The sequence below is a fragment of the Neokomagataea thailandica NBRC 106555 genome (assembly GCF_001598495.1).
In the GTDB taxonomy this organism is placed as follows: domain Bacteria; phylum Pseudomonadota; class Alphaproteobacteria; order Acetobacterales; family Acetobacteraceae; genus Gluconobacter; species Gluconobacter thailandicus_A.
This window is the reverse complement of sequence record NZ_BCZB01000042.1, coordinates 1-9,303: the sequence shown is the minus strand read 5'-3', so window position 1 is coordinate 9,303 and position 9,303 is coordinate 1. Positions and strand designations below refer to the sequence as shown.

Sequence of the window (9,303 nt, the reverse complement as noted above, 5' to 3'; positions counted from 1 at the left end):
CGTCGCCTTGCACTTCAAGCAAAGGCACAAGAGGCGATGACGACATTCGAGGCAGAGCGGGAAAAAGCTGCTGCGCATGATCCGTCCATCATTGTTTATGAACGCCCTCAACCGCAGGAAGACCGCCCTCAACCACGGTTTACAGCCCCCCCACCAAGGCCAGTCTTTCAGGCTCCAGCGGCTCCAGCGGCTCCAGCGGCTCCAGCGGCTCCAGCGGCTCCAGCGGCTCCAGCGGCTCCAGCGGCTCCAGAACCGGACGTCATCCCCGCGGCCTCGTCAACGGCGCATTTGGATGTTCTGGCCAACGCGAAGCAGCCAGTCAAAATGATGACGCAAGCCCGTCTCTACGGGCTGAAAATTGATATTCCTCCGCCTTATGAAGGGCCACGGCCTGTCGGCATGCCAGACTACCTTCCCTTAGACGCCATCACACCGCTGAATTATCCGGTCTATGACGATGATGGGAAAATTAATGTCGAGCAACTTCCCGGATTTCCACGACGCTCTTTCTTTGAAAATGAGCGCGAATGGGGCCGCGCTATGAAGGCCATGGTTGGTGCAATCCCCCCCAGAGAACGCAGTAATTTATTGCGCTCTGTCTACGCTTACGCTTCAGCGGCAGCCTCTTAAAAAAATATGCGGCACTCACACGCAACTCTGCGACTCTTTTTGGAGCAGGAAACATTGTGTTTCCTTGCGGCACAAGGAGCGCATTTCAGATGCAAAAAGACACGACGTCCAAGCAGCCACCACGGGTTAAGGTTGTTTTCAAAGCAGGACGCGGCAATCTCGGCGGCACCACCACTTTAGCACTCCTCGCAGAGCGTGCCTTAAACGCAGGCCGCCCCGTTTTGATGGCCGATGCCGATGTGCGCAATCAGGGCATCTCCCAGTTCAAGCCACTTTATGATCAATGTGGCATTGGCCTTCCGGCATCAGATAGCCAACATGACGTTCAAAACTATCTTTCCAAAAGCTTCGCTCGGGCACTCACGGAAAAGAAATCCGTTTTTATCGATGTGGGCGGCGGTGATCGCACTTTAGAAGAATGGACCAAGCGCACACAAATTGAGCAGATCACCACGTCAATGGGAATTGAGGTGATTGCCGTGTTCATGTGCGGTATTGATTCCGGTGACATCGATTACATTGTGAATTTATGGAATAATGGCGGCTTCCGCCCTCAAAAATCCCTTATCGTATTTAATCAGAACGCTGTTCCCATGGGGCAAGATGCAAGCAAATTCATCAAAGCGATTTCTGTCGATGCTCGCTTCGATAAAATGCGGAAAGAGACGGATTTAGAATTTGTTTCCTTACAAGCGAACCCTTTCATGAATGAAGTAAAGGCGTCTGGTCTGACGTTCCATGAGGCCGCCCGTCGCGTTGGGCACTCCAAACCTTCCACCCTCGATCCGTTGAGTGAAGCGGTAACAGGTCTTTGGATTGATAATTTTGAGAAAAATCTTGTCGAGCAGGACGTTGTTTCATGGTTACCATGAGACACGGCGAGCAGCCGACACCTGAAGAAGCGCTTGCGCTTCTTCAGAAGCATTCCGAAGAGATGGATGAGGCATTACGCAATGCAGGCATCGCCTCCAAAAGTAGCCCCTTGTGGCAATGGAGTGGCCTCATTCGCAAGACGATGGACGTGTATAGTTATCTCATGCATGACCATACGCGCGTTGTCACGGCCGGCATGAACCAAGTTCTGGCGGAAGTCAGAGAGTCGAGCCAGCAATCGATACAACTTCTGGAAGACACGCGTCGGCTTGGCGAAACAGAACTTCAGACAGCGAAAGCTGAATTAGAAGACGCGCGTATGAGCTATCACCGTGCGAAAGAAATGAGTGAGCACCGACAGCGAGAAATTACGCATGAGATCTTATCGGATCTCAATGTCTCCTTAAAAAGAGACGTGAAAGAATATATTGGTCGCTGGCTTCCTATTCATGCGACGGAATATGCGAAGTCGGTTGTTTATCGCGCTATGGCTATCGTTGTGGCGTCGACGCTCTCGTTTACGCTGGTGTGTACGGGCTTGTGCTGGTGGGCTCTACACGACAAAGCGTCGGTGGGGAGTTACTGCCAAGCGCATATGTATCAGGGGCTGAATGGGAAGGAGATTTATTGTCTGCTTCCGAACGCCTCACCGATTGTGCGTGAGAAATAAGGGCTCTTTTGCTCTCAAGCCCCCCCATGATGCTCTTGTAAGAGCGGGATGCGGGGTATCATGACATGCCCGCGCAGCCCCTTGGGGGGCGAGCATTGGGGGAGAAGTGCCGCGCCGAAGGCGCGTCCGTTTTCTCCCCCTCCCCTTAGGGGTGGTGTGACAAGAATGTTAACACACCGACACTCAAACCAAAGATCGCAATGAGCGCCGAAAAGAGCCATTTAAGAATATCGAAATTGGCTTTGTTGGAGATTTCCATAGCGTCGAGTTTGGCGAGTAACGGGGCGTTTGCTTCGGTGATTTTCATAGCAAGATGACTTTCGAGGGAATTGACAACCTCGGTTGCTTTTTCATCAGAAACATTAACGGATTGAAGAGCGGTAAACAACGGAATTTGCATAGTGGTCGCACCTGAGAAAAGCCAGCCATAAGGTGGGCCGCGTCAGCGGCCCACGCGATGATTAGAAGCCGAGAGCGTCGGCTTGGGCTGCGGCTACGCCTTGGGCCAAGCTGCGGCCTGTGTCCTTTACGTAGGGCTTCCATGCTTCGCCCATGAGGGTTTCATATTCAGCACATGCGCCTTGCGCGAGGCAGGCGATTGCGTAAGCCTTCGCGCCGTTTTCGGCAGCGATACGGCGTAAACCGATAACGCGATTTTCACCGCCATCTACGCCCATCCGGTCTTCGTCGCGGTCTTCATTGGCGAAACTATCGGCGGCGTCCTTAGCAATGGCACGATGCTTTTCGTAGAATTGAGCCGCACCAAAAGCGGAACGCACAATCCCGTCCACCATGCGGTCAAGGTGCATCTTGAGGCCCATAAAGTTTTGTTCTTCGCGGATGATCGAGACAAGATGCGGAGAGAATAAGGTGTATTGATCCCGAATAAGGTTAGCCCCTGCGCCGGTGATTTCGTCGGGGTCAATGGTTTCCAAACCAAAGGCGGGCACGATCTTTGCGATCTGGCCTTCGGTCGGAATCAGGTTCAACACATCGGCAAGGGTTGGGGCGCTGTTTTTCTGTGTGCGTTGCTTGGCTTCGTTGAAGCGGCGGACTTCACCCTTGCTTGCGGTGTAGTTTTGAGCGATAGAGCGATTTGCGTCGGACATGAAAGTACCTTCCTGTTCTGATGAAGTCCCGTTCGGTGGTGCAAACACCGTTCGGGGCGTTATGTCTGAGGGCTCATTCCCTCTCAACAAATATAACTTACGACAATTCCCTAAGTAACGCAAGCAAAAAGCGCAGAAAACCGCCATTTTATCAGGGTTTTATTGTGTTTTTATTTGAAAATATAGACTTGTCTTTATGTTGAATACTTCGTGTTTTCTTAGACCCATTCTGCCCGTGCGGCGAGCACAAGAACGGTGATTGAGAGTGGAATGGGTGTGGTGTTTTCTTGAGCCCATCCTGCCACCGGCCAAGACGGCGTCAGGGTCTGGCCGTCAAGTTGCGGTGTATCCTGTAGAGAGGGGCGTTGGCCTGCGCCAGATGCGGGAGCGCGCCAGCGTGCCTGCAGCTGGGGCGGGCCAGCGACCTGAGAGAAGGATATGAGCGGCTTTACGGACGGAGCATGACGCTGTCAGACTGGACGCAGATGCGCCAAACAGACCCATGGAACGTGCCCCCTCTGTGCGGCCAAAGGCCGTGCAGAGGAGGCCGAAGAACCGTTACCGCGGTCGCCCCCGTCTCACCTCTGCTCATCGCTCTGCCTCTCCCCTCTCCCGCTGCGGGTGAGCCGTGACCCGTAAGGGCCAAGACCCGCGCGCGGGGCTTGGTGGAGCTTGGTGCCTTTGGCACCTAGCGCAATAGAGCGATACGCACCCGAAGGGCCGCCCGTCCTCCTATGAAGGCTACTCAAAGACGGTCCAAAATGGACACATCATGCGATTACGGCGCCATCGGCCAAGTTGAGCAGTGAGAGGCTAGCTTAGACGGTTCAGGCGCAGCCCCCCTTTGGGGGGCGAGCATTGGGGGGACAAGAGAGCGCCACGCCAAAGGCGTGCCCGTTTACTCTGCGCCGAACCCCGTGAACCTGACGCCCCTTCCCCTTAGAGCACGATGTGCAGAGCGCATCCCATCATAAAACACATCGCATTGAAGCACGCACTCATGGTCATGAGTCGAGGAGGTGTCTGTCCTGAACGTAGGGCAAAGCGTATGCCTTCAGAAAGCAAGGTCAAACAGAGAAACACCACGCCCCACCAGAGGATGCCCCCATGGAAATGGGCCTCGGCCCCCATCGTGGTCATGTGTGCGTCCCGCACCTGATCATACGACAAATACCCACCCGCCGATGCGAGGAAACTCCCACTCCCCAGTAAGAGTGGACGATAGGCTTGCGGGTCTGGTCGCCAGGGGCGTTTCCGCAGGCGCCCAGATAATACAGGGTGCACATAACGGATCTGTTGTGCCGTCACAGCATGGGCCCAGGACAGATGGAATCCCGCCCTATACCCGCGCGATGTGGCGCGCATAAAACCCTGATCCCGCGCCAGCGTAGGATCATCGCGACGGTCAGCCTGCGGCATGTGCTCACATCCCTAAAGCGCGGCGATAGATATCGAGCAGTGTTTCCTGCTCTTCGATCTCTGCGGGTTGTTGTTTACGCATTTTGATAATCTGACGAATAATTTTCACGTCAAACCCTGCGGATTTCGCTTCGGAGAAAATATCTTTGATGTCACCCGCCAAGGCTTTGCGCTCTTCCTCTAAGCGCTCAACACGCTCAATCAGTGAACGCAAACGATCCGCTGCGATGCCCCCTGTAGCGGCGTCTTCGGGTGTGGTGTGTAGCGTGGTCATTCTCTTATCTTTCTTGTGTTAAATGTCGTAAATCGGGCATGGGGCGATCACGATGCCCTTGTGCCAAAAGCTCAACCCAGCGACTAAAGCGTAACGGAATACGCGCCTCTCCACTGAGCATCCGGCGTAATGTTGTGCGGTGTTCCAAAGCGCGCTCCGCCAACATACGCTCTGACCATCCAATGTCGATCATGCCCCGCATCACCCCATAGGGACATAATAACGGGCTATTGCCCAGTGTCAGAGAGGCGGCCAAAGGGTGCGGATAAACGTGATGGAGTTGTGCCAAGCTGCGCAACCATCCCATCAAAACGGGGTCATGCGCCAGCCGATCCAATTGACGATGACTGACCCCCATCCTACGGGCGAGAGGCCGTAAATTCCAGCCAATACGTTTCAATAAACGGCGTAATTCCTGATGGGCCGGCATTATGTCGCCTCCCGCAAGGGCGGCGGCATATCCGGCAGCGTGTCAGGAGAATGTGTCACATCCCATGACCACCATCCTCCATCGCCATAGGCTTGCGCCAATTGGCACTCATGCGCGCTCTGCACAGGGGTAGCCTCCAAGTTCATTTTCGTCTTCACACCGTGGCGGCACCGCTAAATCCACGAATACACGCTCCGAGGCGCCTTTACGGATCAAACGAGCGACGGCGGGTCGCGATATCGTGTAGTCGTCATTCTTCCAATTGTAATGGACAAATCCTGTATCGCGCAGGGCTTCTAAAGTGCCGCGCACGGTCGACTCAGGCAAACCAAGCCATGCTATAATCTGGCTGGCTTTCCGGTACAAAGCGACCGCATTAAACACCAAATCCGTCAACGGCTCGGCCGCAACGGGTTTGGCCGCCTGGCACCACGGTACCAGCGTATAGATGGAGTGACCGAGTGACGCGACTTCCCCTGCATTGACCATGAGCGTTAAGACTGACAACAACGCCGAGGCGTTCTGGGGGTCTAAGGCTGCACGGATTTCCCCGAGTGTAATGGGTCCTTTGCGCAGAATGGCCATCACTTCTTGACGCACATCCCGGCACATCTTGTCACGCTGCATTTGCGTCCGATCTTGCCAGGGTGTCACCGCCAAGGCGCCCTTACGGCTGCGCTGCGGCTCTTGTAACATGACACGCTCTCCTTCCTCTGCTTTGAGGATACGGAGCCTGCGTGTGAGTGCCGCACAGTTTCTGCGGTTTATCTCATGACAATATCAACCGGCATGTCATTCGGGGGGTGGTGCCCACATCTTTTCCGTCGCGTCGTCTTGTACGACCGGCAAAGAGGTCCCTTCTTTGAGGTATCCAACCATAATGTAATACGCCTTTTGTTGAACAGGATTCAGCGCAAGAGCGGATGATCATTTAAGCATCGCTTCGCTGCCGATAACACTTCTATGCTGCCGCAAAAACATCCGACAGAAGATTGCACTTCCCTTGTCATTTATGATATCCAATAGTTAGTTTTAGATATCCATCAGGGACGTAAAATGCACGTATCAAAATGGGGAAACAGCCTTGCCGTGCGTATCCCCGCACACATCGTTCGCCAACTGGGACTGCAAGAGGGCGATCATGTCGATGCTGTGTTCGCGCGCCTCAAGACACGCGGTGAAGCGCTGGCGCATTTAGCTGAAGTCAGCCAAAGCATACCAGAAGATCTGCGCATCGAGCGCCTCGACGGGTGAGAAGCGTTTTTCTCGACAGTAATATTGTGCTCTATGTTTTAAAGCCCGATGACACCCGAAAGGCTGGCATCGCACGAAGCATTCTGGCCGACTATGACTGCAACATTTCGGTGCAGACCCTGAACGAGGTAACGCACACACTACGGCGTAAAACCTCGCTGACACTGACCGAAATCGCTGATGTGATTACTGACCTCAAAAGCCTGACCACAATCCACCCTTTAACACAGATGGTCTATGATCGCGCTTGGATGTTGATCACACGGTATGCTCTTAGCACTTATGATGCGATGATTCTGGGTTGCGCCATCGAAAGCGGGTTCGACGAGGTCCTGAGTGAGGATATGCAAGACGGACAGCGATTTCTCGATATGCTGGAAGTCCGTAATCCATTTGCCGACGACACATCCATCTGAACCACACCAGCCTCTCTAATGAGGGCGTAAGCAGTAGGTCTGCTTACGCCTCTTTGCGGACGCGAGACTATGGGATGACCATTCTTGAAAGCGGACGTAGCAACATGCGCGAAGATAGTCTCCGCCAATCCCGAAGCGGTTCAGTGCCCGTTTTATGTATCACCCCCAATTGGGACGCTCAGACCAAGCTTGCTGTGTCATTTCGCCCTCAGCCGGAACCGACCCCTCGTTCGCCACTTTAAATCAGATCTGCGCCGGTGTGGGTATCCATCAGGAGTCACCGTCTCCGGAATTTGGTCTTGACCCGTCCCTTGGATCCGAACTCCACGTGTTCGTTCCGAGTCCCTCCAGTACGACTAGAAACAGTCATACGGTGTCCTATGTTTGAGTCACTGGAATGTCTTATTTTTGTTCTTAACGACGTCCTTTGTTTGCTATAAGCATGGTCGCAAGGGGGTAGCCATGACGATTGCGAAGAAACCAAAGACGTTGAAGGCTCGCGTCTCGACCCGAATCCAGCGGTCGAGAGCCGACGTCTTCGTGCCGCGCGACTTTGATGATCTTGGCGACTATGACCAAGTCAAGCGCGTGCTCCGGAATCTCGTCGACGAGAAGGCGGTCACGCGCCTCGGCTACGGGGTCTACGCAAAGCTCCGGACGAATCCTCTTACGGGGCAGTCCGCGCTTGCGGCCAGGGGGGGCTTCGACGGTGCCGTCCGTCAGACCCTCATGAAGCTTCGGGTCCCTTGGGGCGAGACACAGGTCGTTCGGGACTACAACGCGGGCCGGACCACTCAGATCCAAGCCAACGCCGCCTATGCCGTGCGCGGCCGCTTCGCTCGGAAGCTCAAGTATAAGAACTTGGAGGCGCAGTTTGAGAGAGCTCACGGCTGATCTCCTCGACAACGTCACCGACGCCTTGGAGCTTCCCTCGTCGCAGGTTGTCGAGAAGGACTTCCGGGTTGTCGAGATTCTCTCGGCAATCGTGGCCGCGCCTCTGCCTCCCGGCGCTCGCTTGGTCTTCGCGGGCGGGACGTGCCTCGCGCGGGCCCACAAACTCGTCAGCCGCATGTCTGAGGATATCGATCTCAAGGTCGTGGTCGACCCGCCCCCAGCCTCGAAGAACGCCCTCCGGACCGCGCTCCGCAAGACCAAGGCGGCGGTCAACGCTGCCATCCTGAAGGCCGGGTTCCGGGAGCCGACGGTAGTCGCGAAGAACGACAATCGAAACGTCTCGTTCGAGGTCTGGTACCGAGACCCGGAGAAGGTCGACGGCCCGCTGCGACCGCACCTGCTCGTCGAACTGACCTACTCGCCACCTAAGCTGCAAACGGTCCGGCGGAATATGTGCTCCTTCGTTAGTCAGGCGACTCAGCAGGACGCCGAGATCACCGAACTCGAGTGCGTGTCCATCGAGGAGACGGCGGCGGAGAAGCTGGTGTCCCTGACGCGCCGGACCGCCGGTGACCTCGAGGGGACCAAGCCCGACGCCCACGATCCCTTCCTCGTCCGTCACGTTTACGACCTGCACTGGCTGCTATCGCACGTCGACCGCGAGACTGTCCTCGGGCTCGCCCGCAGGATCGCAAACTCGGACGCGGAGCAGTTCGCAAACTGGTTTCCCAGCTACCAGAAAGATCCGCGAGGGTGGACGCAGCGGGCGCTTGAGCACCTCGAACGGGACGAGAAGTGCCACGCCTCCTACACCCTGTTCCTTAAGCGCATGGTCTACGGCGAGCGGACGACCTACACCGAGGCATTCCGGTCCGTGGCGCAGCTGGGTGGCGACCTCTGGGAGTGAACCGCCCCGGGATTGGCCGAGATGTCTACATTCGAGCTATTTCGCCAGGAAGCCGGCATTACGTTCCCCACCCCCTTGCAGATATTCAGTTGCGTGGCGGCAGGCGCGCGCCAACACGGTGACTTCAGGCTTCATGACGTTCTCCACGATTGTCTGCCACCATCGTGATGCCTGAAAATGCGGCCTGCACTCCGCTTCTTGCTTTCAAACTCACAACCACTGTGAGTTGCTTTAACAGCAAGAAACAGAGCGCGAACTGGCTATGACCTAAGCCATAGAGGACCTGAACAGCGCTGGGAACGACGGGGACGTCCGCTTCCGAGCCCCCATACCCGCAACCGGACAGACTGCTCTCCCCCCATAGCGGGCATCACCCCCACCGTGAAGCCCGCTATATCTTCAGGCCCACTAAAACCCCAAGGCTTCA

At 55.6% G+C, this 9,303-nt stretch carries 14 protein-coding genes and 1 pseudogene; 7 read left to right on the top strand and 8 right to left on the bottom strand.

All coding sequences use genetic code 11. The features are described 5' to 3' along the window. From NTH01S_RS10825 to NTH01S_RS10815, 3 genes and pseudogenes are all read left to right on the top strand, one after another. A pseudogene (locus tag NTH01S_RS10825) lies at positions 1-630 on the top strand (hypothetical protein); the annotation flags it as partial. Positions 631-719: 89 nt separating this feature from the next. Next, positions 720-1,502 (top strand): P-loop NTPase family protein, encoded by a 783-nt coding sequence (locus NTH01S_RS10820; RefSeq protein ID WP_068173611.1) that lies wholly within the window; start codon positions 720-722, stop codon positions 1,500-1,502. Beyond that, on the top strand, positions 1,490-2,173 hold the full coding sequence (locus NTH01S_RS10815) for a hypothetical protein (RefSeq protein WP_068173609.1): 684 nt from the start codon (positions 1,490-1,492) through the stop codon (positions 2,171-2,173). Before NTH01S_RS10820 ends, NTH01S_RS10815 begins: the two co-directional genes overlap by 13 nt. Positions 2,174-2,318: 145 nt before the next feature. Here the strand turns inward: NTH01S_RS10815 and NTH01S_RS10810 are convergent, their stop codons facing one another. The 8 genes from NTH01S_RS10810 to NTH01S_RS10785 all read right to left on the bottom strand — a co-directional run bounded on the left by NTH01S_RS10810 (position 2,319) and on the right by NTH01S_RS10785 (position 6,101). Then, positions 2,319-2,573: a hypothetical protein gene (locus NTH01S_RS10810; RefSeq protein WP_068173607.1), complete on the bottom strand. Its 255-nt coding sequence runs from the start codon at positions 2,571-2,573 to the stop codon at positions 2,319-2,321. A 61-nt stretch (positions 2,574-2,634) separates the two neighbouring features. Next, positions 2,635-3,282 carry a hypothetical protein gene (locus NTH01S_RS10805; protein WP_068173605.1) on the bottom strand — a complete coding sequence of 216 codons (648 nt, stop codon included), beginning with the start codon at positions 3,280-3,282 and terminating at the stop codon, positions 2,635-2,637. 333 nt (positions 3,283-3,615) lie between these two features. After that, a complete protein-coding gene (locus tag NTH01S_RS11820; RefSeq protein WP_157070963.1) occupies positions 3,616-3,786 on the bottom strand; it encodes a hypothetical protein in 171 nt (56 codons plus the stop codon). A gap of 435 nt (positions 3,787-4,221) precedes the next feature. Continuing rightward, entirely contained in the window at positions 4,222-4,701 is a 480-nt protein-coding gene (locus tag NTH01S_RS10800) for a hypothetical protein (protein WP_068173602.1), read from the bottom strand. 4 nt (positions 4,702-4,705) lie between these two features. Continuing rightward, positions 4,706-4,975: a DUF2312 domain-containing protein gene (locus NTH01S_RS10795; protein WP_068173600.1), complete on the bottom strand. Its 270-nt coding sequence runs from the start codon at positions 4,973-4,975 to the stop codon at positions 4,706-4,708. Positions 4,976-4,979: 4 nt separating this feature from the next. Continuing rightward, positions 4,980-5,405: a hypothetical protein gene (locus NTH01S_RS10790; protein WP_068173598.1), complete on the bottom strand. Its 426-nt coding sequence runs from the start codon at positions 5,403-5,405 to the stop codon at positions 4,980-4,982. Next, complete coding sequence (locus tag NTH01S_RS12170; RefSeq protein WP_267288078.1) at positions 5,405-5,530, bottom strand: hypothetical protein; 126 nt, start codon at positions 5,528-5,530, stop codon at positions 5,405-5,407. Before NTH01S_RS12170 ends, NTH01S_RS10790 begins: the two co-directional genes overlap by 1 nt. Continuing rightward, entirely contained in the window at positions 5,514-6,101 is a 588-nt protein-coding gene (locus NTH01S_RS10785; protein WP_068173596.1) for a hypothetical protein, read from the bottom strand. Before NTH01S_RS10785 ends, NTH01S_RS12170 begins: the two co-directional genes overlap by 17 nt. Positions 6,102-6,461: 360 nt before the next feature. Between NTH01S_RS10785 and NTH01S_RS10780 the strand changes: the two genes are divergently transcribed. The 4 genes from NTH01S_RS10780 to NTH01S_RS10765 all read left to right on the top strand — a co-directional run bounded on the left by NTH01S_RS10780 (position 6,462) and on the right by NTH01S_RS10765 (position 8,876). Beyond that, positions 6,462-6,659, top strand: coding sequence for an AbrB/MazE/SpoVT family DNA-binding domain-containing protein (locus tag NTH01S_RS10780; protein ID WP_068173593.1), 198 nt, complete (start codon positions 6,462-6,464; stop codon positions 6,657-6,659). After that, complete coding sequence (locus NTH01S_RS10775; RefSeq protein ID WP_068173590.1) at positions 6,656-7,075, top strand: PIN domain-containing protein; 420 nt, start codon at positions 6,656-6,658, stop codon at positions 7,073-7,075. Before NTH01S_RS10780 ends, NTH01S_RS10775 begins: the two co-directional genes overlap by 4 nt. 462 nt (positions 7,076-7,537) lie before the next feature. Next, entirely contained in the window at positions 7,538-7,969 is a 432-nt protein-coding gene (locus NTH01S_RS10770; RefSeq protein WP_068173589.1) for a hypothetical protein, read from the top strand. Next, a complete protein-coding gene (locus tag NTH01S_RS10765) occupies positions 7,950-8,876 on the top strand; it encodes a nucleotidyl transferase AbiEii/AbiGii toxin family protein (protein ID WP_068173587.1) in 927 nt (308 codons plus the stop codon). Before NTH01S_RS10770 ends, NTH01S_RS10765 begins: the two co-directional genes overlap by 20 nt. The last annotated feature ends 427 nt before the right edge of the window (positions 8,877-9,303 follow it).

Excerpts from the sequence above, each read along its gene's own strand:
- NTH01S_RS10820 (WP_068173611.1), top strand. The coding sequence starts at position 720 with ATGCAAAAAGACACGACGTCCAAGCAGCCACCACGGGTTAAGGTTGTT.
- NTH01S_RS10815 (WP_068173609.1), top strand. The coding sequence starts at position 1,490 with ATGGTTACCATGAGACACGGCGAGCAGCCGACACCTGAAGAAGCGCTT.
- NTH01S_RS10810 (WP_068173607.1), bottom strand. The coding sequence starts at position 2,573 with ATGCAAATTCCGTTGTTTACCGCTCTTCAATCCGTTAATGTTTCTGAT.
- NTH01S_RS10805 (WP_068173605.1), bottom strand. The coding sequence starts at position 3,282 with ATGTCCGACGCAAATCGCTCTATCGCTCAAAACTACACCGCAAGCAAG.
- NTH01S_RS11820 (WP_157070963.1), bottom strand. The coding sequence starts at position 3,786 with ATGGGTCTGTTTGGCGCATCTGCGTCCAGTCTGACAGCGTCATGCTCC.
- NTH01S_RS10800 (WP_068173602.1), bottom strand. The coding sequence starts at position 4,701 with ATGCCGCAGGCTGACCGTCGCGATGATCCTACGCTGGCGCGGGATCAG.
- NTH01S_RS10795 (WP_068173600.1), bottom strand. The coding sequence starts at position 4,975 with ATGACCACGCTACACACCACACCCGAAGACGCCGCTACAGGGGGCATC.
- NTH01S_RS10790 (WP_068173598.1), bottom strand. The coding sequence starts at position 5,405 with ATGCCGGCCCATCAGGAATTACGCCGTTTATTGAAACGTATTGGCTGG.
- NTH01S_RS10785 (WP_068173596.1), bottom strand. The coding sequence starts at position 6,101 with ATGTTACAAGAGCCGCAGCGCAGCCGTAAGGGCGCCTTGGCGGTGACA.
- NTH01S_RS10780 (WP_068173593.1), top strand. The coding sequence starts at position 6,462 with ATGCACGTATCAAAATGGGGAAACAGCCTTGCCGTGCGTATCCCCGCA.
- NTH01S_RS10770 (WP_068173589.1), top strand. The coding sequence starts at position 7,538 with ATGACGATTGCGAAGAAACCAAAGACGTTGAAGGCTCGCGTCTCGACC.